We start from the raw sequence: 25,089 nt of genomic DNA, 5'->3' as shown, positions 1-25,089 counted from the left end.
TGTGCCAACATCACTGACGTCCAACCCATGGGAAACACTCGCAATATGGGTGTTTCTTCGCTGCATTTTTTGGAGAGCGCGTGCTCACTGTCGGTGACAAGTTCCCCGAGTTCGACCTGACCGCCTGCGTCTCGCTGGAGAAGGGCAAGGAGTTCCAGCAGATCAACCACAAGACCTACGAGGGTCAGTGGAAGGTCGTCTTCGCATGGCCCAAGGACTTCACCTTCGTGTGCCCGACCGAGATCGCCGCCTTCGGCAAGCTGAACGACGAGTTCGCCGACCGTGACGCCCAGATCCTCGGCTTCTCCGGCGACTCCGAGTTCGTGCACCACGCCTGGCGCAAGGACCACCCGGACCTGACCGACCTGCCCTTCCCGATGCTGGCCGACTCGAAGCACGAGCTGATGCGCGACCTCGGCATCGAGGGCGAGGACGGCTTCGCGCAGCGCGCCGTCTTCATCGTGGACCAGAACAACGAGATCCAGTTCACGATGGTCACCGCCGGCTCCGTCGGCCGTAACCCCAAGGAGGTCCTGCGGGTCCTCGACGCCCTGCAGACCGACGAGCTCTGCCCGTGCAACTGGAGCAAGGGCGACGAGACCCTGGACCCGGTCGCGCTGCTGTCGGGGGAGTGAGCTGACATGTCCCTCGACTCCCTGAAGTCCGCCGTACCGGACTACGCCAAGGACCTGAAGCTCAACCTGGGTTCCGTCATCGGCAACTCCGACCTGCCGGCGCAGCAGCTGTGGGGCACCGTGCTGGCGACCGCCATCGCCTCGCGCTCCCCCATCGTGCTGCGTGAGCTGGAGCCGGAGGCGAAGGCGAACCTCTCGCCGGAGGCGTACTCGGCCGCCAGGTCGGCCGCCGCCGTCATGGCGATGAACAACGTCTTCTACCGCACCCGGCACCTGCTGTCGGACCACGAGTACGGCACCCTGCGCGCCGGTCTGCGGATGAACGTCATCGGCAACCCGGGCGTCGACAAGGTCGACTTCGAGCTGTGGTCGTTCGCGGTGTCCGCCATCAACGGCTGCGGCATGTGCCTGGACTCGCACGAGCAGGTGCTCCGCAAGGCCGGTGTGGACCGCGAGACGATCCAGGAGGCGTTCAAGATCGCCTCCGTGGTCGAGGCCGTCGGCGTCACGCTGGACGCCGAGGCGGTCCTGGCCGACGCCCAGTAGTCCCACGCTCCCGCGCGGGCCTCGACCCGACGCGGCGCACACGGCACGGGCCCCGCTCACCGAGAGGTGGGCGGGGCCCGTTCGCGTGGCCGCGCGGGTGCCGGAACGCGTGGGCGAGGCCGTGCGGCGGTGGCCGTCGCTACGCCGGGGCGGTGTCCGACGGCGGACCGTCCGCCGGGGGCCGCGGCGGATCCGGGGTCTTCGGCGGCCCGGGCACCCGGTCGGCCGCCGGGGCGGCGTCGGTCGACGTGGCCCCGTGCGGCTTCGGTGTCTGCCGCAGGGCCGCCTCACGGGAGTACGCCCGCAGATAGCCGACGACGGTGTTGGTCACCGCCACCAGCGGTACGGCGACCACGGCGCCGCCGATGCCGGCCACCATGCCGCCGGCGGCCACCGACAGCACCACCGCCAGCGGATGGACCCGCACGGCGCGCCCGAGGATGAACGGCTGCAGGATGTGCCCCTCGATCTGCTGCACCGCCAGCACCACGACGAGCGTCATGACCGCCGCGAACACGCCCTGCGTCACCAGCGCCACGACGACCGCGAGGGCGCCCGACACCACCGCGCCGACGAGCGGGATGAAGGCGAACAGGAAGATGAACACGGCCAGCGGGACGGCCATCGGCACGTCCAGGAAGTAGATGCCGAGGCCGATGAAGATGGCGTCGATCAGCGCGACGATCACCGTGCCCCGCACATAGGCGGTCAGCGTCCGCCACGCGCGCGGGCCGGCACCGGCCACGCCCGGCCGGGCGGCCGCGGGCACCAGCTTCAGCGACCACTGCCAGATGCGCTTGCCGTCGTAGAGGAGGAAGAGCGTCGAGAAGGCGGCCAGCAGGATGCCGGTGAGCGCCTCGACGACGACCGTGACGCCCTCCAGACCGGCCGACGTGATCTGGTCGGTGTTGGCGCCGACCGCGTCGCGCAGGTTCTTGGCGATCTCGTTGATCTGCTTGTCGGTGACGTGGAACGGGCTGTTCAGCAGCCAGTTGCGCAGTTCGTCGATGCCGTCCTGGACCTGGTCGGAGAGGTTGTCGATGTTCTCCATCACCTGCCAGGTGACGAACCAGCCGATCAGCCCCATGATCACGAACCCGAGGATGGCGGTCAGCGCGGTGGCCGGCCCCCGCGGCACCCCGTGCCGGCGCAGCCAGGCCACAGCCGGCTGGAGCAGCGCGGTGATCAGCAGCGCGGCCACGAAGGCCAGCACCACCAGTTGTACGGCGCTGATGACCCGCATCAGCACCCACACGGTGCCCGCGAGCACCAGCAGCCGCCAGCCGGCCTCCGCGGCCACCCGTACTCCCCAGGGCACGGCCTGCGCCGGGTCGGGGCGGTGGTCGCCCGCGCCGGGACGGGGCGCCCCGGCGTGCTCCGCGACCGCGACAGCGCCCCCGCTCGCGTGCTCGGCCGTTCCCTCGGTCACGTGCCCGGCGGTGTCGTCCAGGGGCCCTCGCGCGTGGTCGGAGTGGGTCACCGGTCCCTCGTCGGCGTCCTCCCGCCGCGCTTCCTCCCGGCGCTGCTCCAACCGCTCGCTCATGCGCGTCAGTCCGGCGCCGACCCGGCCGAGCCACCCTGGCACTCGTGACATGATCCGTCCTCTTCCCCCGTCTTTCCCCACCACTCCCCCCTGGAGTCGTTCCGGTCCGACCGTACATGGCAGGAGCGCGAAAGCCCCTCACCCTAGGACGGTGAGGGGCTGCGCGGGGTTGAGCGTGGGCCGCGCCGACGGTGACGACGGGCGGACGGCGGGCTCAGTACCAGTGGTTGGCCTGCCAGAAGGCCCAGGCGTCGCACGGGCTGCCGTAGCGGTTGTCCATGTAGCTGAGGCCCCACTTGATCTGGGTGGCCGGGTTGGTCCGCCAGTCGGCGCCCGCGGAGGCGTACTTGCCCGCGGGGAGGGCCTGGAAGAGACCGTAGGCACCGGAGGAGGCGTTGACGGCCTGGTAGTTCCAGCTGGACTCGTGGTCCACGATGTTGCTGAAGCACTGGAACTGGCCGCTGGGCACCATCTGACGGGCCATCGCCTGGATCTGGCCGGTGCTGTAGGAGCTCTGGACGGCGAAGCTGGTGGACTCGCGCTGGGCGTCGCGGCTGGCCGCTTCCTTCTCCGCCTCGCGCTTCTTGGCCGCCTCCTCGGCCGCCTGCTTGGCCTTCTCCTGCTTGGCCACGGCGGTCTTGGCGGCTGCCTTGCGGGCCGCCTCCTCGGCGCCCTTCTTGGCGCTCGCGTCCGCGGCGATGGCCTGTACGTCGGCCTGCTGCGTCAGGGACGCGGTCTGCACCTGCGCCTGCTCACCCATGGGGATGTCGGCGAGCAGCGTCGTGCCTGCTGCCGTCGCCTCCGCGTCGTCGTTGTTCTGCGCGACGCTGCCCGAGGCAACTCCGACGACGCTTCCGACGGCGGTGACCGCCGTGGCCGAGGCCACTGCGAATCCCCGGACCGAGATCCGGCTCACACGGTTTCCTTCCAGCATCGCCCGCTTCGGTGACCCTCGCGGACGCAATCGTGCCCCTGGCACTGGCCTCCCCAACTACGGGTCACGGGAGGCACGGGCCCGGTGGACAACTCCCTCGGCGGGAGCGCCGCGTGGTGCTCGGGCGGCATACGACTCTGCTATGGAGTTGGATCTGGTGCTTCTGGGGCGCCGTACCGCTGGGGGTACAGCTGTGTCGTATGCGGGGCCTGACAGGAATGAGACTCTGCCGTAACCCGGCGGGGCGAGGCAATTCTGTGTTGCGTGTGAAAGCTCACATCCCGTTTGGCCCAGCCGATTCACGGAAATCCGCACACACCGAGGCGCCGCCCGGCTAGGCTCTGGGCCTTTCCGGACGGCGCCGAACTGACGGGTAACCGGCCCGTGTCGGGTCGGAGTTCCCGGATGGGCGGGAGTCGGGTCAGATGTGCCCGTCCTCCAGCATTTCGGTCACGAGGGCCGCGATCTGGGACCGCTCGGAGCGGGTCAGGGTGACGTGCGCGAAGAGGGGATGCCCCTTCAGCTTCTCGACGACGGCGACGACTCCGTCGTACCGGCCCACCCGCAGATTGTCCCGTTGTGCCACGTCATGGGTGAGAACGACCCGTGAGTTGGCCCCGATCCGGGACAGCACGGTCAACAGGACGTTCCGCTCCAGGGACTGGGCCTCGTCGACGATGACGAACGCGTCGTGCAGCGAGCGCCCCCGGATGTGGGTGAGCGGCAGCACCTCGAGCATCCCGCGCGCGGTCACCTCCTCGATGACCTCCCGGCTGGTGACCGCCGACAGCGTGTCGAAGACCGCCTGCGCCCAGGGGCTCATCTTCTCGGCCTCGGAGCCGGGCAGGTAGCCGAGCTCCTGCCCGCCCACCGCGTACAGCGGCCGGAAGACCATCACCTTCTGGTGCTGCCGGCGCTCCAGCACGGCCTCCAGTCCCGCGCACAGCGCGAGCGCCGACTTGCCGGTGCCGGCCCGGCCGCCCATCGACACGATGCCGACGTCCGGGTCGAGGAGCAGGTCGAGCGCGATCCGCTGCTCGGCGCTGCGGCCCTTGATGCCGAACGCCTCCCGGTCGCCGCGCACCAGCCGGACGTTCCCGTCGGGCGTGACCCGGCCGAGCGCCTTGCCGCGCTCCGACTGGATGGTCAGACCGGTGTGCACGGGCAGGTCGGCGGCCTCGGGGACGTAGACCCGGCCTTCCTCGAAGAGCACGTCCACCTGCTCACCGGGCAGGGTGAGTTCGGACATCCCGGTCCAGCCGGAGGCGTCCGTGATGGCCAGCTCGGCGCGGTACTCCTCGGCGAGGAGCCCGACGGAGGACGCCTTGATCCTGAGCGGGAGGTCCTTCGATACGACGGTGACGTCGAAGCCCTCCGCCTGCAGGTTGCGGGCGACCGCGAGGATGCGGGAGTCGTTGTCCCCCAGACGGTAGCCGGTGGGCAGCACGCTGGGGTCCGAGTGGTTGAGCTCGACACGGACGGTGCCGCCGAGGTCCCCGATCGGGATGGGGGCGTCGAGGCGACCGTGCCGCACCCGGAACTCGTCGAGCAGGCGCAGGGCCTGCCGGGCGAAGTACCCGAGTTCGGGATGGTGCCGTTTGGCCTCCAACTCCGTCACCACGACGATGGGGAGCACGACCTCGTGCTCGTCGAAGCGGCTCAGGGCGTTCGGGTCGGCCAGCAGGACGCTGGTGTCGAGAACGTAGGTGCGCCTGTCGGGCTTGTGGCGCTTTGTGCTGGTCACCACGGAAGGACGTACCCCCTCGGAAGAGGTCGGGGAGCGACGGAGTGGACGCTGGGCCGGGAGGGCGGGAACGAGCCGCGCCGGGAGGGCGGGAACGAGCCGACCGGTCGGGGGGCCGCCGGACGGTCGTCGTCAGGCAGGTCCCTGGGGCCGCCCTGCACTGGCGCGGACCGGGGACCGGTCCTCCGCCGCGTCTTCCGTGCCGTGACCGCACGGTGGGGCTGGTGCAAAGGGCCTCCCGGGCGGACGGCTCCGTGCCGTCCGCTGAGAACCGACACCCGTGGTTCGGGCGTCGACCTGCTTGGCTTATGCCCTCGAACAAGCGCAGCCATGCCACGACACAGGACGGCGCACCGGTGAACTCCTCGTTACGGGCGTACCGCTCGCGCACCGCTCAACGGGACGCCCGGGAGGACAGAAAAAACGGGCCGGTCCGTGGGGGGGATACGGACCGGCCCGAGGGGGGGTTTCCACCATAACCCTTCGTAAGTGATGCTGCGTGCATCGGCGTGCCACAACTACTCTCCGAAGTCGTCCGGCGACGCCCGGATGACCGCGGAAGCCCGCATTCCGCCTCGAACGGTGGCCAAATCACCGCACATCTCCAGGTGGGCGGCCGATTCGCGTGTGACGGGAGTGGCCCGGCCGGCCCGGCGACGGGCGCGCGGCACGGAATCCCGCTTCCCCCGTCCGGGTGACGCCCCCGGCCCGCACGGACTTGACCCGGCATCCGGTCCCCGCTCGACCGGTGCATGACCGGCGTCCGATCCGGCACCGCGCAGCCCCCTCCACTGCGCGGTGCCACGCGCGTAGCTTTGCTCACGCGAATTACCTGGGTTTGAACTTACGCGACCGGGTGGGCCGAGTTCGACCCGAGAAGGACAACGGTGGATAACGATGTGGAAACCCTGTGAGGATCGACGGGTGATTCCGCACCGTGCCTCCGGACGCGCCGACATTTGCGAAGGTGCGCCCTTTAGGCCCGGAAGGTCCCCCTCTCCCCTCCCTCCGGACGGCCGAAGCGTCCGGAGGGAGGAGTAGGACGGCTGCCGCCCTACTTCTCCCCTAACGTCACCTCATGACGAAGACGACGGGGATCACTTGGGCCGCGGCGAGCGCACGGCGTTACGAACGGCAGTTCCTGGCCATGCCCGCCCGAACGGGCACGCCCGTCGCCGACGTGGCCGCCGCGATGCTCGGCGTCCACGCCCAGGTACTGTCGGCGGCCGAGCTGTCGGTGGGCCTGCGGGCCGACGGCGTGACCCGCGCGGACGTACGCGAGGCCCTGTGGCCCACGGCTCCGCCCACCACGCCTCCCCCACCGCCCGCCCCCTCGTCCTCGCTGGTGAAGACCCACGGCCCGCGCGGCACGGTGCACCTGCTCCCGGCCCGCGACCTGCCGATGTGGTGCGCCGCCCTGCCCGCGGTCCCGGGCCGCACGACCGCCTTCCCCAGCGACGTACGCCTCGGGCCCGAGCAGGCCGACCAGGTCGTGGCGGCGATCGCCGAGGCGCTCGACGGCGCCTTCCTGACCGTCGACGAACTCGACGAGGCGGTCGTCGCCCGCACCGGCTCCTGGGCCGGCGACCTGGTCATGCCGGCCTTCCAGACCATGTGGCCCCGCTGGCGCCAGGTCCTGCACCGGGCCGGCCAGTGCGGCGCCCTGTCCTTCGGCCCGAACCGCGGCCGCCGGGTGACGTACACCCGCCCGCCCCACTTCACCCCGCTGCCGCCCGAGGAGGCGTCGCGGCTCCTCGTACGCCGATACCTGTACGCGTACGGGCCCGCGACCCCGCAGCACTTCGCCCGCTGGCTGGCCGCACCGCCCGCCTGGGCACGGGCCCGCTACGCCGAACTGGCCGCCGCGGGCGAGATCGAGGAGGTCGGCTTCGAGGGCACTCCGGCGTGGGTAGTGGCCGGCGACACCGCCTTCCCGGACGCCGCGGAGCGGGACGAACCGACCCGGGGTGTGCGCCTGCTCCCCTACTTCGACGCGTACGTCGTCGCCGCGCAGCCGCGGGAACTGCTCTTCCCGGTAGCCGCGTACCAGCGGGCGCTGGCGGGCGGGCAGGCGGGCAACTTCCCCGTGCTGCTGGTCGACGGGGTCGTGGCGGGCGTCTGGCACCAGCGCCGACGGGGCCGGCGTACGACGGTCACCGTCGAGCCGCTGGGCCGCCTGACGGCACGGCAGGAACGCGAGCTGGCGGGCTGTGCGGAACGGGTGGGTGCCGTACTGGAGGCGGAGGCGGAGCTGGTGATCGGGGAGGTGACGGTGGGGGCGCACGCGTGAGGACGACGCCGGCGGGGGCTCGTCCGGTGGATCTCAGGGCTGCGCGTGGGGTCGGCTCGGGGCATCCGGCTTGCGCACGTCGAAGAGGTGACGGGAGCTGTGGGCGACGAAGGGTCCCTCGTCCTCGATGCGCTCGTGCAGGTCGCGCAGCCGGTCCCGGTACGCCTCGACGGTGAACCCGGGGACCATCCACACCACCTTGCGCAGGAAGTGGACCACGGCACCGACGTCGAAGAACTCCATCCGCAGCCGCTCCGCCCGTACCTCCACGACCTCCAGCCCGGCCGCCTCGGCGTCGGCTCGCTCGCGCTCGGGATCACGGTGCCGGTGGTTCTCCTCCGGCAGCGGCCCGAGGAAGTACTCGATCAGCTCGAAGACACTGGCGGGCCCGACGTGCTGGGCGAAGTAGGTGCCCCCGGGCGCGAGCACGCGGGCGACCTCGTCCCAGTGCGGCTCGACCGGATGCCGGCTCACGACCAGGTCGAAGGCGCCGTCCGCGAAGGGAAGGGGCGCGTCGTCCGCCGAGGCGACCACAGGGACACCGCGCGGTCGCAGCCGCCGGGTGGCCTCTGCGACGTTGGGCTCCCATCCCTCGGTGGCGACCACGAGCGGGGCGCGCCGAGCCCCGGCGGCGTCGAGGGCGAAGTCCAGCACCTCCCCTCCCCCGGTCTGCACGTCCAGTACGGCGGTGGCCCCGGCCAGGCGCTCCCCCACGGACCGCGCGTACCCCCAGGACGGCCGAGCCTCGGTGGCCCGCCCCTCGAACCAGGAGAAGTCCCACCCTTCGGTGGGAACGGCGGCGCCTTCGGCCACGAGGTCGTCGAAGCCACGGCGGACGGAACGATGCGGTGAGCGGTCTGGGTCGAGGTCGGGGTCTGGGTCGAGGTCGGGGTCGAAGGAACGGTCGGCGGACATGACTAGGCCACCACCAGGGGCCGGACCTGCTCGGCGGCGAACCGCACGAACCCCTCCGGGTCGGGTTCGTCCCCGGTCGGCTGGAGGATCACGGTGTCGGCCCCGGCCTCGGCCAACCGCCGCACGGCGCCGGCGACGGCCTCCGCGTCTCCGGCGACCCCGAGATCCGGCACGTCCCCGACACCTTCGGCGACCAGCTCGTCCCGAAGCCGTTCATCGGCGCCGGGGCCGGTGGCAGTGAGGAGGTACACGACCACCCGGTGCGCCTCCGACCGCCCGGCGGCCGCCCGCCCTTCGTCGATGAGCCGCCGGGCGCGGCGCACCCCGTCCGGCGGCGTGTTCGAGGTGAGCACGGTCCCGTCGGCGGCCTCACCGGCCAGCCGCAGCGAACGGGGCCCGGTGGCGCCGGCGAGCACCTCGACGGCCTGCTCGGGCGGCCAGTCGAGCGCGACGTCGTCGAGTCGGACGTAGCGTCCCCTCGTCGTCACCCTCTCCCCGCCCAACAGCGCCCGCAACGCGAGGAGATGCTCCCTCAGCAGCGTGAGCGGCGACTCGGCCCGCGCCCCGACCTGCCCCATCCAGTCCTGCACCCCGTGCCCCACGCCGAGCACGGCGCGGCCGGGGAACATCCGGTGCAGCGTGGCGGCCTCCATCGCGGTGACGGCCACGTTCCGCAAGGGCACGGGCAACAGCCCTACCCCGACCCGCACCCGCTCGGTCCACGCGAGGGCAGCGGCGGCCGTGGAGATCCCGCCCTCCCGGAAACAGTCCTCCCACAACCACAACTCCTCGAGCCCCACCTCGTCGGCGACACGCGCCACGGCACGCAGCCGCTCGGGGGCAAGCTGGGGGCGGAATACGGCACCGAGTCCAGTCATGGTGCCTTCCTACCTCCGACCGGGGCCCCGCTCAACGTGATTACTGAGCCCACGAGACCTAGGACGCCACCCGCATCGGATCCTCGAAACGAACGGTCTCGACGATCCCCCTCAACAACGCCCGGTACTCCTCCCGACGCGCGACCGCGGTACTACTGATCGTCAACACGACCAGCCGCTTGCAGTCGGGGTGCGGGAGGTGAGCGTGGACCTGAAGGAGGGGGAACTGGGGAAGCCCGCTTTCAGCTGCGTAACGCAACGTGTTCTCGCTGAGGACTGCGGGGCCGCAGGGAAACTCATCAAAGGTGATGTGCGTGTGTCCCTTGGCCGACGTGGCAGCGCGGGCCGCCGTTACGCCACGGGATGCGACCTTCGTGTCGCGCCAGGAGATGGTGAAGAGCGAGAGCAGGTGCGCACTCCTGGGATCGATGTCGTCACGATGCAGGCCGACCGAGCAGTACACAGTGCCGAAACCGCACAGCTCCCCGAGCATTCGCTGCCCCAACGCAAGCTGCGCAACGAACCGCTGACGCACCAATTCACTCGGCGCGCCATCAAGCAGCGGGGCAACAGCCTCACGCATCGCATCGGCGTCCGAGGAGCCGGGTTCGGCCAGGAGGGAGTTGAGCGGCATGGGCATGAACCCATGTGGTTCAGCGAACCACAACTCCGCTCGCAGGTCTTTGACGGATTCATCCAGCAAAATCCGGGGAGTGGTCATGGAGCCTTCCTCTCCGGCTCAGAAGCGGGCTGAAGGGCCATCCACCCGGCGGCCCCGCGCAACGTCGTCGGGTCCGGCGCCGCAGTCGTTGAGCCGTTCATCGTTTAGAGGGGTGCTGCGCTGTTGCACGACGTGCATGCGTCGAGGGCCCCTTCCATTCCGTCCCGGTGCGGCGATGACTCCTGCGAAGCGGGCGTCGCCCGCGAACCAGATTTCCTCGATCTGAGCCTTCAAATGCGGCTTGGCGCGAGGAGCCATACGTCGGGACCACCATTCCAAGCGCAGATGCCGGGTAAAAACCATGGGTAGCCACTGCTCTGGACAAGCAGGGTTGGGAAACTCGAACCAACCGTAGTGTCTACTGGAGACCTCCGGACGATCAGTCAGTCCGTGGGGAACCTCCCGCAGGAGCTGCCACCTATAGGCACGCAAGATGCGCAGCATCGACAGCGCTGCCGGAAAATAGCGCAGTTGCGTCAGTACACGGTAGGGCCCGTAAACGAAGTACGGAAGAAACACCCAGACGAGCCAATCGGCCGAGTACACCGATACGCCGAGCAATAGGACCCAGCCGCTTACCCAACCGAACAAGCCGACGACGTTCATCACCATGTGCCCGGCCCAAGCGCGACGGGTGGGGCGGTGATCCCATGCAATCGCGCAGGCGACAGGGTCCATGAGTCATTCCCTCCTACTCAATGACAGAAGACGTATCGTGCGACGTCTACGATGCCTCCGCCATCAAGAACGAGACGCGAGCCGTCGATGCCGGCAACAGCACCATCCTTGATTCCGTCGTCCTCTGCGTCGACGGCCTTGTTGTACAGACCAAACCCTCCCGTACCAACGCCGACCATGCCCGAAGCACCGGCAATGACATTGGCGGCTCCCTCGGGATCGCTGAAGCCACGCACCGCTCGTGCGACCATGGAGTTCTCCAGGTTCGAGATCGCTCCGGCCTCGTCAAGAACCTTGGAACCGTAGGTACCGGCCCGCTGCCAGAAGTCGAGCACTTGCCCACTCCTGCGAATGGCCCGCGTGGCTTCGAAGGATCCCTTGGCTGCTGCCGCGATACCGGGTAGCGCGCCTACGGCGTCTGCTCCCACGGATACAGCGTTGCTCCAGAAGTCGGCATCGAGTTCTCCCTCGGCCAACCCGTCCCACAAAGACGCCCGCACTTCCGGGTTTGCAAGCCGCAGACCAAGCGCCACGACGCTCAGCCCGGAAGCCGTGAGCACCAAGGCAGCAACCGTCGCGACACCCCAACCCAGCGGCCCCGAAAGAAGAAGCGCCACAACCCCGATCACCCCCGCCACGAAGCTGAGGATGTCCGGGAGGTTGTCGCCCAGCCAGTCGAGCGCCTGGTCGAACAAGCCCGGCTCGTGCGGTACCAGCTTCTTCGTCGCGTCCCGGATCTTCCGGGCCCGATACCCGGCCTTCTCCTCATGCTCCTCGGCCAGCCTCTTCGCCTTGCCGATGATCTTCTTCAGCTCGACCCGGGCATCGTCGAGGTCACCGTTCGCCCGCGTGAGCGCCTTCAGCGCGGCGTCGCCATCGGCCCCCTCCTTCTTCAGGTCGGGGTCGTGGCCAGCCGAGTCCGCCCGCCCCTGCGCACGGTCGACCGCGGCCTGGGCGTCCCTCGCGTCGTCCTCCAGCTTCCTCGCCCGCCGCTGGAAGTCGTCGAGCTCCCCCTCCCAACGGTCCAGCTGCCTGGCCGCCTTGCGGATCGAGTGCGCCGCGTTCTTCAGGTTCAACGGCAAGGGCCCGCCGTCCAACTGCTCACGAAAGGCGACGGCGGCGTCACCTTTCCAGTAGCTGCCGTCGAGAAGCTTGGTGACGAGGTCGTACGCCTCCTGGAGCACCTTCGCGCAGCCGCTGAGCTTCTTCTCCAACCCGCGCACGGTCTCCGTGTCCCCGGGTACGGGATTGAAGCCGAGGTGCGGATAGGCGGGGTTCGGGATGGGCGGCGCGGACTTGAGCCCCTGCGGCTTGCCCAGGTCCGCCCGCGACTGCGGGTCGAGAGCGGCACCGTACTGGTCGTGGCCGGCCGTGACGGTCACTTGCGCGACTCCCGCACCGCCGCCTCGAGCGCCTTGTCGACCTCGAGGTAACTGTCCTTGCTCTTGCCGATGATCTCGGCAAGGTCCTCGGTCTGTTTGCCGATCTCCTCGGAGCCGTACTTCCAGTCCTCCTGGAATGCCTCGCACGCGGAGTCGAGCTCATCCGTGCCCAGCCCAAGGACCGTCGCGTCCGACAGGGCTTTCCGCACTCCCCTGAGCGAAGTCGACGACTCCCTCAGCGACTTCATGAACCGCCCGAGCTCGTCCCCGTCCACGGCAAGCCGCTCCGCCACCCGCCCGTCCCCTCTCACCGGTCCACCGCACCGATGAGAGGAACGACGCCATCCGGTTTTCGTGACGCCCCGGGGACTGCAGCCGCCCTGAGGACTGGCGGGACGCTCAGCGGTTGACGGCCTGGATCTCCTGGACGACGACGTCCTGCGTGGCGCCGAACGTACCGTCAGGAAGGTCGCCGCCCGCGCCACCACTGCCCGTCCAGTGGATCTCCCACGTGACCGTCGCCTGAAGCGGGAAGGTCCCCTCACCCGAGGAACGCAGGTACTTCACCCCGCACGGCGGCGTGTCATTCGCCCTGCCCTTCTCGTACGGAGCGCCGATACGGCCGTCCTTGATCTCACAGACCCCCGACGCCGGGTAGGACTCGGCATCCGGAGTGCCCGGTTCGATCCGCAGCGACACCGGCTCCGCCGTGGCCGTCGCGTCGATCCCGATCTCCTCCACGGACGCGGTGACCGACACCGGCTTGAACTCGGCCCCGTCCAGCCACGCCCACGTCGGAAGGTTCACCTTGGTCGCCTCGGCAGGCGCCAGCGTCACCTCGGTACCGGGGACGCGGATCTCGGCGTAGGCGAGCTCGGCGAGAACTTCCGGAGTGACGGCGTTCTCCTTGTCCGCGGGTGGCGGGTCACCGAGGTCCACCCAGAAGTAATCCGTGTCGGACTTGTCCCAGCCCGGCGGGAAGCTCTCGTTCACATACGAGCCCCATCAATATCCCTCGCCCGTCTTGTCCTTGTTGAAGCCCTTCTTCTCATCCTTCGCGTTGTACTTCTCCCGCTGCTTGGCATCCCACTCGTACCCCGTGGACTCGGCCTCCCAGATCGGCTCCAGGTAGTCCTGAAGCTCCTGAGGGCTGAACTTCGGGGCATACCAACACGCCGGCGGACTCCACGAAGTCGAAGACGTCACCGGCCCAACCGAGTCACCACTACCGTTCTTCGAACGATCAAAGACGACACCACCCACGGTGACCGAAACTGTCCCGTCATCGCCGGCATCGGCGTGCTGCTCCGTCTGACCGTCCGTCGCCCCACCGAACCCCTTCTCCGCATGGGCGGGGCCAACGGCAGCAAGGAGCAGAGCTAGCCCTGCTGGCAGTATCAAGACATTGCGACGAATCATGGCTGGCACTTCGCGTTCCCCCGTTCCGAAACCAGTCGTTCCGTCACCCAGACGCCCTTGTCGTTCTTGCGCAGCGTGCTGGCATACAGGACGTAGCTATCTTTCGTCACCGGCGTGACGTCAGTCTTCCCCGTCTTGAGAAACCTGTTGAACGATTTACTCTGGTCCTCGCAGTACACCAGTGCGGCGGTGCCGTCGTCCTTGGCGTTCACGCTCTCGTCGTAGTAGCGAGTCACGCCAGTCGTACGGGCCTTGTGATCCACGAAGTCCCGAATGTACTTCTCACTCCCCGCAGCCGCCTCGCCTTCGGAGTAGAAGCGGTACGCCTTGTGCAGCGGATCCTGCTCGGCAATGGCCATGTCCACAGCCCTGATGCGCTGCTCGGCATCGTGCAGCACAGCATCCTTGACTGCATCACCGGTTTTGCCCCACTCGAACTTGTACGTCACGTCGGCCGGCAAGGCGATCTCCGGCCGTTCCCCCTGATCAGGAACCGTTTCACTCGGTGACGCCGACGGGGTGGAGCTACCGGTGTCCGCCCCCGCGATCTTGTCCTCCCCCTTGGCCGGGCTGTCGTCGTCGCTGCCGCACGCGGACAGCGTCAAGGCCGCTGTGGCGGTCAGCGTGAGCGCTGCGAGGAGGGTGGGGCGGCGGCGATTCACTGTCGGCTCCTGGGTGGGACGAGGCTTCTCTTCGGCGACGCCACGCTATCCACAGGGGCCCAGGGACACCAGGGGGACCGGTCCCGCGCGACCCCTGACAGGACTGGATAGCAGTTCCGTCTCACGAGCCGCCGCCATATATCCATAGCCGGACTTTCTGTCCCCCAGCGTCTGGCCAGATACTTCTTTCTTTGAGTCGGCTCGCCTTGTAAGTTTGCGTGTGCGTACGGGTGGTTGCTGGTGGGACGCGTGAGTTGACGGGGGTTGCGGGATGGTGGGCCACAGGCCGAGTGACTGGCATGTCCTGGACCTGGACAAGGACCCGACCCCGGGGGATCCGCAGCGGGTGCGGACGCTCGCGAAGACGTTGCACGACTTCGCCGACGATGTCTCGGAGGCGTTGCGTCTGGTGAAGGGCATGGCCGGCGAGTCCACCCTGGCCGAGTGGGCGGGGAAGTCGGCGACCGTCTTCAAGGAGGAGTTCTCCGGCGTTCCGAAGAACTTGAAGAAGCTGGAGAAGTCGTACGGGATGTGCGGCGACGCGCTCGCGGACTTCTGGCCGAAGCTGGAGCGGGCGCAGGCATTGGCGGACCGGGCGCTCATCAAGGCGCGGGAGGCCCGCCAGGACCTGTCCTCGGCGCAGTCGAAGCTGTCCTCGGCGGATTCATGGGTGACGCGGGCGTCGAAGGAGGCGGACAAGTACAAGGACGACCCGACCGGCAGCAAGTCCGACGCGGACAAGCCGGACGAGGCCAAGGTCCGCGCCGCCACCCGTGACGTCCAGCACGCCAAGACCGCGCACGCCAACGCGCAGTCCGCCGTGGACGACGCGCAGAGCGCGCTGGACGCGGCGAAGAAGATGGCCGAGGACGCGCGCAAGATGCGTGACGACGCGACCCGGGAGGCCAAGGGCAGGATCGACGAGGCATCCGACGCCGGCATCCAGAACCGCTCCTGGTGGGAGGAGGTCGGGGACTGGGTCTCCGACAACTGGGACTCGATCGTCGCGGTCTGCAAGGTCGTCGTCGCCGTCGTCGGCATCATCGCGATGGTCATCGGCGGCCCGATCCTCGGCGCGATCGTCCTGGTCGCCGCCCTCGTCGTCCTCGCCGACACGCTCAACAAATACAGCAAGGGCCAAGCATCCCTGTGGGACGTGGGGTTCGCCGCACTCGACTGCATACCCGGCATGAAGGGGCTCACCACCCTCGGCGGACTCGCCAAGGGCGCGAAGGCACTGGGCAAGACCGGCCTGAAGGCCATGGCCAAGGGGCTGGGGAAGAAGGGCCTGCGAAGCGAGGCAGACAACGCCGTGGCAAAGGCGAAGCCCGGTAAGGGGCGGTGCCTGAACGGCGATCCGATCGACATGATCTCCGGTGAGATGTACATGACCGAGATCGATGTCGAGCTGCCCGGTCTACTCCCCGTGGTGCTGAGGCGCACCCACCTGTCCACCTACCGGGCTGGCCGCTCCTTCGGCGCATCCTGGGCGTCCACGCTCGACGAACGTCTGGAGCTGGACGACCAGGGTGCCGCCTACGCCACTGAGGACGGCATGATCCTCATCTACCCGGCTCCCGAACCCGGGGCATCGGTGCTGCCCTCGGAAGGACCGCGTTGGCCGTTGCACTGGAGCGGCGCGTCAGACGCCCCGCTGTGCATCACCGATCCACTCGCTGGAATCACCCGACACTTCGCGGCTCCCAAGCGCCCGGTCCCGATCGGTGAGGCGTTCACCCTCCTACTTGTGGCGATGACCGATCGCAACGGCTACCGGATCGACATCGACCGCTCTGCCGACGGCACGCCGATCGTGGTGCGAGACTCCGGTGGCCGACACATCGATGTCTCGACCCAGGCGGGGCGTGTCACCGCCTTGCGCTTGCGCAACCCGGAGAATGATCCCCACGGCACGCTGCTGAGGCGCTTTGTCTACAGCCCCGCGGGCGACCTCACAGAGATATTCGATTCGAGCGGCCTGCCGCTGAAGCTGGCGTACGACGACCGCTCGCGCATTACGTCATGGACCGATCGAGAAGGCTTCTGGTACCGCTTCTTCTACGACGATCAGGACAGATGTGTGGGTGGCGAGGGCACCGACGGACTTCTGCGGTGCACCATCGCCTACGACACCGGCGGCCAAGAGACGCGCTACACCGACGCCCTGGGTCACACCACGCGTTACCACTGGAACCACGAGTATCAACTTCTGGCTGAGACGGACCCGCTCGGTAACACCACGCGGTTCGAGTGGGACCGCTACGACCGCCTGCTGGCGAGAACCGACGCACGCGGTCGGACTACCCGGTACGCCTATGACCAGCTTGGTGCGCCGACCACCGTGTTGCGGCCCGACGGCCACCGGGAGACCGCTCAGAACGACGAGTGGGGGCAACCCCTCGAGGTGGTCCAGGCCGATGGTCATGTCTGGCGTATGGCGTACGACGAGCACGGCAACCTGGTCGCTGAGACCGATCCAACAGGCGCCCGTATCACCTATCGATACAGGGACGACGGCGCGCTCATCGAGGTCACCGACGCCAGCGGCGGCACAGCCTCTCTCGAAGCTGACGCGGCGGGTCTACCCGTCGCTTCCACCGATGCCGAAGGCGGTACCACGCGACTGGTGCGTGACGCGTTCGGCAGGGTTGTCGAGGAACGGGGTCCTGATGGTGCCGTCACCCGACTGAGCTGGACGCCGGAGGGCCGGCAACTGAGCGTGGAACTGCCCGACGGGACCACGGAGCGTCGGGCGTACGACGGCGAGGGGAACCTCACCGAGCACGTGGATGGTTCGGGACGGGTGACCCGCTTCGACTACGGCGCCTTTGATCTCCTCCGTTCGCGCACGGACGCGGACGGCTCACGCGTGGAGTTCTCGTACGACCGTCAGCTACGAGTCACCTCGGTGACCAATCAGCAAGGAGCTGTGTGGAAGTACACGTACGACGAAGCCGGACGTCTCGTCCAGGAGTGTGACTACAACGGCCGTGCTCAGAGCTATCGGTTCGACCCGGTCGGCCGACTCGTTGGGCAGACCAATGGCGCGGGCCAGTCGATCGACTACGTTCGCGACGACCTCGGCAAGGTCACTGAACAGCGGGCGCCGGAGGGCGTCACACGCTTCGAGTACGACCCTGTGGGTCAGGTGCGCCGCGTGGTCGGTCCGGGGACCGAACTGAGCTACCAACGCGACGCCCGCGGCCGCGTGGTGGCGGAGACGTGCAACGGAACCACCGTACGCTCTGCCTACGACGTGCTGGGCAGACGCGTGAGGCGCATCACCCCGTCGAACGCCGAGAGTGCGTGGGAGTACGACGAACGCGACCGCCCGGTTGTCCTGCGGACGGCTGGCAGAACGATCACCTTCGCCTACGACGAGGGCGGACGGGAGATCGAGCGCCGCACAGGCGGCGTCGCGCTGAGACAGACCTGGGACGGCACCGGCAGGCTCAGCTCGCAGACCGTCACCGCGGAAAGTCGGAGAGCCGACGCGCTGACGACGGGCGAGCCGGTCCCCCTGCAGCACCGTGCATACCGCTACCGACCCGACGGCACAGTCGCCGCGATCAGTGACCTTCAGGGAGGCGACCGCTTCGTCGACGTCGATGGGCGTGGACGGGTGGCAGGCGTGCGCGCGACCGACTGGTCCGAGCGCTACGTGTACGACGCCACGGGCAACATCGTCGAGGGCGAGTGGCATCAGGGGGAGTCCGCGCACTCCGCACGGAGTGTGGAGAAAAGCCCCGTCCACCGGGTGGGAAGCGTCAGCTACGAATACGACGAACAGGGTCGGGTCGTCGTCAGGCGCAAGAAGCGGCTGTCGCGCAAACCCGACATCTGGCGCTACACCTGGGACAGCGAGGACCGCCTGGTCGGAGTCATCACCCCGGACGGCACCTCGTGGACCTACGCCTACGACCCCTTCGGTCGGCGTATCGCGAAAAGGCGGCTCAGTGCAGACGGGCGGAGCGTCGTCGAGGAGACCACGTTCGTCTGGGACGGTTTCGTTCTCGCCGAGCAAGTGACCTGGTCCGCCGGCGCTGAACCCACGTGCACTGTGTGGGACTGGGAGCAGGACCGCTTCAGCCCAGTGACGCAGATCGAGCGTGTGCCGTCGAACGCGACGCAGGAGTGGGTGGACGCCAAGTTCTACTCCATCGTCACGGACCTGATCGGCACACCCGTCGAGATGGTCACGGAGCCCGGAGAACTCGCCTGGCGGGCTCGGACCACGGTGTGGGGGGCACCGATCGACAAGCCGAACGCGGATGAAGCGTACTGTCCGCTGCGCTTCCCGGGGCAGTACCACGATCCGGAAACGGCGCTGCACTACAACTACCAGCGTCATTACGACCCGGAGACGGGTCAGTACGTTACGTCGGACCCCCTTGGTCTCGCACCGGGCCCGAACCCGCGCGCGTACGTGGCAAACCCCTTTACAGCGATCGATCCCTTCGGATTGGCGCCCTCCTGCGAAGACGCGGCGCGTGACGCGGCCAAGCGGCGGGCCGACGTGGAGCAGCAGCGTCCGGGAGCGAGCAAAAAGACCAGGCCGACCAGTGCGGCTGGGCTTTCGGTGCCGGGGCACAATCGGACCTTTGACGGGGCGAGTATCAAGGGGGGCGGAGAGCACGACTTGCACCCCGACGTTAGGGCCGCCTATGACAGAGTGCCCGAGAACGTACGGGTCGGCGGACAGCACGGAAAGTGCGGCGAGGCCGAAGCACTGTCGAACGCGATGAAGGCAGGAGTCGACCCACGGGGCGGCACGATGGCTGCCGTCGATGTCCGTGCGCCAGGCAATCCCAACCACCACAAGATCAAACCACCTTGTGACTCCTGTAAGAATGTACTCGATCAACTCGGAATTACGGCGGTGATTGAATGATGGACGACGAGGTTCCAGCGGAGTGGTCGCCTCTGACGCATCAAGTCTTGCGGTGTGCCGGGTGGTATCCCGGCCGGTCTGTTCCTCTTGACAAGTATGAACTTCCTTTGAGGGAGTTCGGCGGGTTTGAAATGCATGATGAGGCGAGGCGCTTCCTCGGCGAATTCGCCGGCTTGGCGACGGATACCTGGACACCTGGTCCAGTGATGCCGCAATCTACGTTCCGTTTCGAGCCGTGCGACGTCGACGCGAACCCCGAGGTTTGCCATGGGGTTCAGGAAACCTTTCGGCGCATGGATGAAAGCGCTGGCGCCCGTCTGTACCCCATCGGGCGCGTGGACGAAGGGGCCAGTTGTCTGGGCATGGCCCCCGATGGCTCTGTCTACGTCGGTGCCGACGCAGAACTGCTGGCGCATAGCGCATATGAAGCCTTGGAAAAGCTCGTCCTCGAGCGACGTACCGAGGCGCCCCTGCCCTACGTGCTCGTGGGCGACCACCTGGAGCTCCCGCCTGCTTTCGGAGCCACCCATGGTTCGGACGGCGTACCCAGGTGGTCGCCTGAGACGGAGCACGTACTTCGACTGGCCGGCTGGTATCCAGGACGCACGGTCTCCGTCGAGTCCTGGGAGCGAGAGATGCAGGAAGCCGATGACGGCTACGTCATGCATGACGCCGTGCGTCGATTTCTTGCTGAATTCGGCGGCCTGGAGGTGAGTCAGAGAGGGCCAGGGGTGAATGCGGCTCGATCGCCGTTCCGCATCGACCCTTCGTTGGCCAAGTGGGACTTCGAAATTATTGAGGCTCTCAGCGAAGATGCTGAGGTGTACCTCTATCCAGTAGGCGATCTTTCCCAAGGAAACTCGTATCTGGTCATGGCGGAGAGTGGGGCGTTCTACCTGGGCATGGATGATGTCGAGCCGCTGGCCGACACGGCCGACGCTGCGCTGGACAAGCTCGTCCGGGGCATCCGTTAGCCTCCGTCTTTCACGTGACTGCGCGTCCGCTGGGTGATCAAAAACGAGAAGAGTAATCCCGACCTGCAACGATAGGCGTGATGCGTGCTCATCCGGCGAGACCGAGTTCGCGTAGGGCGTCGGCAGGGTGGTTGCGGTAGTGGCCCTGGGCGGCTGCGTTGTCGGTCCATCCGGCGAGGTGGGCGAGGCTGCGGAAGGTGGCCAGGGCCCTGGGAAGGCTGCCGATGCGGGCGCGGCATGCGTCCTCGTCGAACGTCGCGTCCCGGGCCTCGATGGCCCAGTGATCCCGTGTACAGCGGGCAAGCGCGGCCGCGTCGGCGGTCTCGGGCGGTGCGGTGGCGACGCCGAGTTCGGCGATGGCGCGTGTCATCCCGTCACCGCGGGCGGTGGTGTAGCGCTCGTTGAGCAGGGCGTGAGCGGCGTGGGGCCCCTATGGGTTTGGTCAAAGCTGAAGGGGCGGGTTGGGGTTGGTAGAAGGTTCCGTTGCGGAGCATCGCGAAGAGTACGTCGGCTCGTCGTCTTGCGAGGCAGAGGAGAGATTGGGTGGGGTGCTTGCCCTGGCTGATCTTCTTGTCGTAGTAGGCCCTGGAGACCGGGTCGGCCAGGGCCGCGAACGCGGAGGGGAAGAAGGCCCGTTTGGGCTGCTTGTTTCCTCTCCGGGCCGGTTGCTCGCCACAGATTGACGAGCCCGAGCTGGGTTGCCGGGGCAAGGCCGGCGTAAGCGGCCAGGTGGGCGTCGGACGGAAACGAACGGCCGTCGCCGACGTCGATGAGGATCCTGGCTCCGGTCCGGCCGACGGCCACGATCCTCGACCTGCCAACCCGGGCGACGGTCGTTCCGTTCTACCCTTCCGACTCCCCGGGTGATCAGCCTGAGTTCTCCACGAGCCCTGACGGCTGACCGGCCATGGCTCGACCCCCACGGTGCGCCCGCCAACCCTTGCGGTGAACCACCCTCGCCCGCCCTCAAGCCGGTCCGCCTGGTCGGCCTCTGTCCGACCGAGAGTCGTGCGGCCCAGGGCCCTCTCGCTACTCAGCGGTTGACGGCCTGGATCTCCTGAACGACGACGTCCTGTTCTCCGCCGAAGTCGCCGTCGGGCAAGGGTTGTTCCCCGACCACGCCGGTACCGGTCCAGTGGATCTTCCAGGTGACCGTGGCCTTCAGCTGGTACGACCCGTCGCCCGACGAACGCAGGTACTTGACCCCACAGGGCGGCGTCTCATCGGCCTTCCCCTTCGCGTAAGGCTCGCCGATGGTGCCGTTCGCGGCCTCGCACACCCCGGAAGCCGGGTAGGTCTGGGCGTCTGCCGTACCCGGGTCGATCTTCACCGACACCGGCTCGGCCGTGGTGGTCGCCTGCACGCCCAGCAGAGGAACCGACGCCGTCACCGACACGGGTTTGAAGTCCGTCGCGTCGAGCCACGCCCAGGTCGGAAGGTTCACCTTCGTCGCCTCGGCGGGCCTCAGCTCCACCTCCGTGGTGGGGACGCGGATCTCCGCGTAGGCGAGCTGGGCGAGGACCTCCGGCGTGATCGCCTGCGGGATGTCCGCCGGCGGGTCGTCACCGGTGTCCACCCAGAACGTCTCCTTATTGCAGTCGAGCGCCCCTGGGTCCCCCTCACGGCCGGGCGTGACGTAGGAGTCCCACCAGTAGCCCTCGCCGGCCTTCTCCTTGTTGAAGTCCTTGTACGGCTTCCCGTTCACGTACCTGTCGCGCTGCGCGGCATCCCACTGGTAGCCCGTCGACTCGGCCTCCCAGACGGGTTCCTTGACCTTCTGGAGCTGCTCCGGGGAGTACTTCGGGGCGTAGTAGCAAGCGGGCGGCGTCCAGTTCGTCGCAGCGGCCACCGGACCCACGGACGCCCCCGAGCCGTTCTTGGAACGATCGAAGACGACGGCACCGGCGGTCGCCGAGACGGTACCGCTTCCGTCGGACTCGCCGTGCGCGTCCGTACTGGGCGACTGAGCGCCACCACCGATCTTGTTGTCAGCGACGGCCGGACCTGTCACGCCCAGGGCGACAGCAGCGATCACGACTGACACAGCCAGTGCACGCGTGGCTGGAGTCAGGGCTGGCACTTGTCGCTCCCCCTCTGGGACAACATCTTCTGTACAACCCACACACCCTTGTCGTTCTTACTCAGTTGGGTGTTGTACAGCACGTAACTGTTCTTGGTCACGGGCGTTTTGTTGACCTTCTTCGGCTTCAAGTACATGTCATAGGCTTTGCCCTGATCTTCGCAGTACACGAGCGAGGCACTGTCAGCTCCGCGCACGTTGACCACCGCGTCGTAGAAGCGGTAGGCACCCGTCACTCGCGCGTTCTCCTTGACATACGCCTGGATGAACTCCTGCGTCCCGGCAGCGGCTTCGCCCTCGTAGTAGTAGAGGTATGCCTTGTCGAGTGGATCCTGATTGACGATTGCCAGGTCCACGGCCTTGATGGACTGCTCCCCGTCAGCCAGAACGGCGTCCTTCTCCTTGTCCCCGGTCTTGGGCCAGTCGAAGGTGTAGGAGAGATCGTCGGGCAGTTCGATCTCCGGCCGCCCCGGCTCCGAGGACTCGGACGCCGTCGGTGACGCCGACGGGGTGGAGCTACCGGTGTCCGCCCCCGCGATCTCGTCCTCCCCCTTGGCCGGGCTGTCGTCGTCGCTGCCGCACGCGGACAGCGTCAAGGCCGCTGTGGCGGTCAGCGTGAGCGCTGCGAGGAGGGTGGGGCGGCGGCGATTCACTGTCGGCTCCTGGGTGGGACGAGGCTTCTCTTCAGCGAAGCAACGCTATCCACCGGGGACGGGCGGCACCAGGGTGACACCGGTCTCCTCCCGGCCACCAGGGAGTTCAAACCCTCTGCACTTGTGGCTTCTTGGGCCATAACGGTTCCGTAACGCACCGGAAGCAGCAAAGGGGTCCGGCGGTCGTCAGCTCCGGAGCCGATACCTTCAGCCGGGGGGGCGGGACGGGGCTAGCGGAGGGCAGCTGCATGGGACGGCGGCGGTGGCGGGACGGGGTGGGGGTGCTGGCCGTGGTGGGGCCCGACGGGGAGCGCGTTCGGGTTCCGCTGGAGGTCGCGAGCTCGTACCGGGCGCGGACCAAGGGGCTGTTGGGGCGCGACTCGGTCGACGGGGCGATGCTGCTGACCCCCGCCAGCGGTGTGCACACGTTCCGGATGCGGATGGCCATCGACGTGGCCTACCTCGACCGGCGGCTCAACGTCGTCGCCGTGCGCACGATGCGGCCGGGCAGGCTCGGACGGCCCCGGCTGCGGGCGCGGCACGTGCTGGAGGCGGAGGCCGGGGCGATGGGTGAGTGGGGGGTCCGGGTGGGGGCGCGGGTGGAGGTCGTGGAGGGCCCGACGGCGTCGGCCGGAGAGGCCGGTCGGCGGGGCTAGTCGTCCGTTACGTCGACGGCGTGGTCGCCGCATCCCTCGAAGACGCTCGGGGTGCCGTGCGTGATCACGAGCAGGTACGAGGTCGGCACCAAGGCGCAGTCCTTCTCCTTCCACTGCACGGCGAAGACCGTCCAGATGACGATGAGGACGACGACCACGATGGACGGCACGCTGCGCGTCGTGTGCCATGAGCCGTCGCCGTGAGGCGGGTGCGGGTCGCCGGGGCCGGGCGGGCCGGCCCCGCCCGGCTTACGGTCCCAGGGGCGTCCGCCCTCGGGCTCCTCCGTGTCGTTCGCTCTCATTCCCCTGGCCTCTCCCCCGCTCGGTGCCGTTGCGCCGATTCACTGTGCCGGGGATCGGTGTCCTGGTCCTCAGTGGGGAGTGCAGGGTTGCTTGTCGTGGGGTGCAGTTCGCGCTTCGGTGGGCGAGATGCCGTACGCCTCGCGGAAGGTGCGGCTGAAGGCGGCGGGGTGGCGGAAACCCCAACGGTCGGCGATCTCGCCGATCGTGCGGTGCCGCAGGCGCGGATCGACGAGGTCGGACCGGCTGCGTTCGAGTCTGCGGCGGCGGATCGTGGCGCTGACCGTTTCCGGCTCCTCCTCGAAGAGGGCGTGCAGGAGGCGTACCGATATGTGGTGATGTGCGGCTATCGTCGCCGGGCCCAGGTCCGGCTCGTGCAGGTTGTGGTCGACGAAGGCGTTGATACGGGCGAGGAGCACCCGTCGGCGGCTTTCGATCGGGAGCGCCGGAGCACTGTCTAGGCGGGCGCCGAGGAAGGTGACCGCCAGTTCGAGGGCCGTGGTGCCCAGGCGGCGCAGCTCCGTCGGACCGCAGTGCGCCGCGTTCTCGCGCAGACCTGCCAGGTAGGAGGTGAGCAGTGCGCCGGACCCGGTACGGGTGGGCAGCGGCGTGGCCACCAGGCGGTCCGTCTTGTGGCTGGGCAGCGGCACGGCCGCTCGGGGCAGCCGCAGCACGCTCACCCGCGAGTGGCGGCCCTGGTCCTGGAACTCGCAGGCCAGGGGCTGTGAGGTGTCGAACAGGGCCACGTCACCGGCGCGCAGCAGGGCGTTGTTGCGGCGCTGCTCCAGGCCGATGGGGCTGCCGTGGACGAGGAAGAGGAAGTAGTTCTCCGGGTCGGACGTGCGGATGTGGTCCGGTGTCCGGCGCGCCGACATCGGGGAGAAGGAGAAGGCCGAGAACTCGGTGTCCACGAGTTCCAGCATGGTCACCTCGCCTGTGAAGTGGTGGGCGTGTTCGCTCGCCAGCGACACCGGCATCACCGCCCTGCTGACCATGTCCCCCCACCAGCCGAACCCCTCGGGGCCACTGACGCTGTCCGTGGAGAGGTGCACCGACTCACCTGCCCCGGTTCTCCCCACAGCTGTGCCCCGTTCCATTCCCGCCACCCCCGCAGCAGTCGCACCTGAGCCGACTCTGCCGACATTCTGCGCCGCGGTCCCGCGCGCGCGGGAGCTCTCGACCGGTCAC

The 25,089-nt window shown here is 68.4% G+C and carries 21 protein-coding genes and 2 pseudogenes; 6 read left to right on the top strand and 17 right to left on the bottom strand.

Annotation, left to right across the window (positions count from 1 at the left end):
• The first annotated feature begins 80 nt into the window (after positions 1 to 80).
• Positions 81 to 635 (top strand): peroxiredoxin, encoded by a 555-nt coding sequence (locus IE258_RS02975; RefSeq protein ID WP_003973945.1) that lies wholly within the window; start codon positions 81 to 83, stop codon positions 633 to 635.
• A 6-nt stretch (positions 636 to 641) separates the two neighbouring features.
• On the top strand, positions 642 to 1,181 hold the full coding sequence (locus tag IE258_RS02970) for an alkyl hydroperoxide reductase (RefSeq protein ID WP_189738549.1): 540 nt from the start codon (positions 642 to 644) through the stop codon (positions 1,179 to 1,181).
• Between the two features lie 139 nt (positions 1,182 to 1,320).
• On the opposite strand, the gene IE258_RS02965 is transcribed toward IE258_RS02970, so the two are convergent.
• The 3 genes from IE258_RS02965 to phoH2 all read right to left on the bottom strand — a co-directional run bounded on the left by IE258_RS02965 (position 1,321) and on the right by phoH2 (position 5,405).
• The gene (locus IE258_RS02965; protein ID WP_189738546.1) at positions 1,321 to 2,775 is read right to left on the bottom strand and encodes an AI-2E family transporter; all 1,455 of its coding nucleotides are present in this window, start codon (positions 2,773 to 2,775) and stop codon (positions 1,321 to 1,323) included.
• 163 nt (positions 2,776 to 2,938) lie between these two features.
• Positions 2,939 to 3,640, bottom strand: coding sequence for an aggregation-promoting factor C-terminal-like domain-containing protein (locus IE258_RS02960; protein ID WP_229891915.1), 702 nt, complete (start codon positions 3,638 to 3,640; stop codon positions 2,939 to 2,941).
• 439 nt (positions 3,641 to 4,079) lie between these two features.
• Positions 4,080 to 5,405 (bottom strand): RNA 5'-3' helicase PhoH2, encoded by a 1,326-nt coding sequence (gene phoH2, locus IE258_RS02955; RefSeq protein ID WP_189738539.1) that lies wholly within the window; start codon positions 5,403 to 5,405, stop codon positions 4,080 to 4,082.
• A gap of 1,075 nt (positions 5,406 to 6,480) precedes the next feature.
• Between phoH2 and IE258_RS02950 the strand changes: the two genes are divergently transcribed.
• Complete coding sequence (locus tag IE258_RS02950; RefSeq protein ID WP_189738536.1) at positions 6,481 to 7,692, top strand: winged helix DNA-binding domain-containing protein; 1,212 nt, start codon at positions 6,481 to 6,483, stop codon at positions 7,690 to 7,692.
• Between the two features lie 33 nt (positions 7,693 to 7,725).
• Here IE258_RS02950 and IE258_RS02945 read toward each other — a convergent pair whose 3' ends face one another.
• The 8 genes and pseudogenes from IE258_RS02945 to IE258_RS02910 form a co-directional block, all read right to left on the bottom strand.
• Positions 7,726 to 8,607 carry a class I SAM-dependent methyltransferase gene (locus IE258_RS02945; protein ID WP_229891914.1) on the bottom strand — a complete coding sequence of 294 codons (882 nt, stop codon included), beginning with the start codon at positions 8,605 to 8,607 and terminating at the stop codon, positions 7,726 to 7,728.
• 2 nt (positions 8,608 to 8,609) lie between these two features.
• A complete protein-coding gene (locus IE258_RS02940; RefSeq protein WP_189738533.1) occupies positions 8,610 to 9,485 on the bottom strand; it encodes an LLM class flavin-dependent oxidoreductase in 876 nt (291 codons plus the stop codon).
• 58 nt (positions 9,486 to 9,543) lie between these two features.
• Complete coding sequence (locus IE258_RS02935; protein ID WP_189738530.1) at positions 9,544 to 10,206, bottom strand: hypothetical protein; 663 nt, start codon at positions 10,204 to 10,206, stop codon at positions 9,544 to 9,546.
• Positions 10,207 to 10,224: 18 nt separating this feature from the next.
• A complete protein-coding gene (locus IE258_RS02930) occupies positions 10,225 to 10,884 on the bottom strand; it encodes a hypothetical protein (protein WP_189738527.1) in 660 nt (219 codons plus the stop codon).
• 17 nt (positions 10,885 to 10,901) lie between these two features.
• Entirely contained in the window at positions 10,902 to 12,266 is a 1,365-nt protein-coding gene (locus IE258_RS02925) for a putative T7SS-secreted protein (RefSeq protein ID WP_189738525.1), read from the bottom strand.
• Positions 12,263 to 12,559: a hypothetical protein gene (locus tag IE258_RS02920; RefSeq protein ID WP_189738522.1), complete on the bottom strand. Its 297-nt coding sequence runs from the start codon at positions 12,557 to 12,559 to the stop codon at positions 12,263 to 12,265. Before IE258_RS02920 ends, IE258_RS02925 begins: the two co-directional genes overlap by 4 nt.
• A gap of 106 nt (positions 12,560 to 12,665) precedes the next feature.
• Positions 12,666 to 13,685 (bottom strand): annotated as a pseudogene (locus IE258_RS02915) (hypothetical protein).
• Positions 13,682 to 14,347, bottom strand: coding sequence for a hypothetical protein (locus tag IE258_RS02910; RefSeq protein WP_189738519.1), 666 nt, complete (start codon positions 14,345 to 14,347; stop codon positions 13,682 to 13,684). Before IE258_RS02910 ends, IE258_RS02915 begins: the two are co-directional and overlap by 4 nt.
• Before the next feature lie 346 nt (positions 14,348 to 14,693).
• Here IE258_RS02910 and IE258_RS02905 point away from each other — a divergent pair, with 346 nt between their 5' ends.
• Together IE258_RS02905 and IE258_RS02900 are read left to right on the top strand one after the other, a co-directional pair.
• Positions 14,694 to 19,238, top strand: coding sequence for a DUF6531 domain-containing protein (locus IE258_RS02905; RefSeq protein ID WP_189738516.1), 4,545 nt, complete (start codon positions 14,694 to 14,696; stop codon positions 19,236 to 19,238).
• Positions 19,235 to 20,212 (top strand): SUKH-3 domain-containing protein, encoded by a 978-nt coding sequence (locus IE258_RS02900; RefSeq protein WP_189738513.1) that lies wholly within the window; start codon positions 19,235 to 19,237, stop codon positions 20,210 to 20,212. The genes IE258_RS02905 and IE258_RS02900 overlap by 4 nt, the downstream gene beginning before the upstream one ends.
• An 88-nt stretch (positions 20,213 to 20,300) precedes the next feature.
• On the opposite strand, the gene IE258_RS02895 is transcribed toward IE258_RS02900, so the two are convergent.
• The 4 genes and pseudogenes from IE258_RS02895 to IE258_RS02880 form a co-directional block, all read right to left on the bottom strand.
• Positions 20,301 to 20,582 carry a hypothetical protein gene (locus IE258_RS02895; RefSeq protein WP_189738510.1) on the bottom strand — a complete coding sequence of 94 codons (282 nt, stop codon included), beginning with the start codon at positions 20,580 to 20,582 and terminating at the stop codon, positions 20,301 to 20,303.
• Between the two features lie 91 nt (positions 20,583 to 20,673).
• Positions 20,674 to 21,004 (bottom strand): annotated as a pseudogene (locus tag IE258_RS02890) (transposase); the annotation flags it as partial.
• A gap of 241 nt (positions 21,005 to 21,245) precedes the next feature.
• Positions 21,246 to 22,292, bottom strand: a complete 1,047-nt coding sequence (locus tag IE258_RS02885) for a hypothetical protein (protein ID WP_373309705.1) — start codon at positions 22,290 to 22,292, stop codon at positions 21,246 to 21,248.
• Positions 22,280 to 22,945, bottom strand: a complete 666-nt coding sequence (locus IE258_RS02880; protein WP_189738507.1) for a hypothetical protein — start codon at positions 22,943 to 22,945, stop codon at positions 22,280 to 22,282. Before IE258_RS02880 ends, IE258_RS02885 begins: the two co-directional genes overlap by 13 nt.
• A gap of 248 nt (positions 22,946 to 23,193) precedes the next feature.
• Here IE258_RS02880 and IE258_RS02875 point away from each other — a divergent pair, with 248 nt between their 5' ends.
• Entirely contained in the window at positions 23,194 to 23,601 is a 408-nt protein-coding gene (locus IE258_RS02875) for a DUF192 domain-containing protein (protein WP_189738504.1), read from the top strand.
• Here IE258_RS02875 and IE258_RS02870 read toward each other — a convergent pair.
• The gene (locus IE258_RS02870) at positions 23,598 to 23,903 is read right to left on the bottom strand and encodes a hypothetical protein (RefSeq protein WP_189739326.1); all 306 of its coding nucleotides are present in this window, start codon (positions 23,901 to 23,903) and stop codon (positions 23,598 to 23,600) included. The genes IE258_RS02875 and IE258_RS02870 overlap by 4 nt on opposite strands.
• Before the next feature lie 69 nt (positions 23,904 to 23,972).
• Entirely contained in the window at positions 23,973 to 24,953 is a 981-nt protein-coding gene (locus IE258_RS02865; RefSeq protein ID WP_229891913.1) for an AraC-like ligand-binding domain-containing protein, read from the bottom strand.
• Positions 24,954 to 25,089: the final 136 nt, after the last annotated feature.

It is taken from the genome of Streptomyces tendae (genome assembly GCF_014650435.1).
Classification (GTDB): domain Bacteria; phylum Actinomycetota; class Actinomycetes; order Streptomycetales; family Streptomycetaceae; genus Streptomyces; species Streptomyces tendae.
This window is presented reverse-complemented; position numbering and strand designations above follow the sequence as displayed.

Excerpts from the sequence above, each read along its gene's own strand:
- IE258_RS02970 (WP_189738549.1), top strand. The coding sequence starts at position 642 with ATGTCCCTCGACTCCCTGAAGTCCGCCGTACCGGACTACGCCAAGGAC.
- IE258_RS02965 (WP_189738546.1), bottom strand. The coding sequence starts at position 2,775 with ATGTCACGAGTGCCAGGGTGGCTCGGCCGGGTCGGCGCCGGACTGACG.
- IE258_RS02950 (WP_189738536.1), top strand. The coding sequence starts at position 6,481 with ATGACGAAGACGACGGGGATCACTTGGGCCGCGGCGAGCGCACGGCGT.
- IE258_RS02945 (WP_229891914.1), bottom strand. The coding sequence starts at position 8,607 with ATGTCCGCCGACCGTTCCTTCGACCCCGACCTCGACCCAGACCCCGAC.
- IE258_RS02940 (WP_189738533.1), bottom strand. The coding sequence starts at position 9,485 with ATGACTGGACTCGGTGCCGTATTCCGCCCCCAGCTTGCCCCCGAGCGG.
- IE258_RS02935 (WP_189738530.1), bottom strand. The coding sequence starts at position 10,206 with ATGACCACTCCCCGGATTTTGCTGGATGAATCCGTCAAAGACCTGCGA.
- IE258_RS02930 (WP_189738527.1), bottom strand. The coding sequence starts at position 10,884 with ATGGACCCTGTCGCCTGCGCGATTGCATGGGATCACCGCCCCACCCGT.
- IE258_RS02900 (WP_189738513.1), top strand. The coding sequence starts at position 19,235 with ATGATGGACGACGAGGTTCCAGCGGAGTGGTCGCCTCTGACGCATCAA.
- IE258_RS02895 (WP_189738510.1), bottom strand. The coding sequence starts at position 20,582 with ATGACACGCGCCATCGCCGAACTCGGCGTCGCCACCGCACCGCCCGAG.
- IE258_RS02875 (WP_189738504.1), top strand. The coding sequence starts at position 23,194 with ATGGGACGGCGGCGGTGGCGGGACGGGGTGGGGGTGCTGGCCGTGGTG.
- IE258_RS02870 (WP_189739326.1), bottom strand. The coding sequence starts at position 23,903 with ATGAGAGCGAACGACACGGAGGAGCCCGAGGGCGGACGCCCCTGGGAC.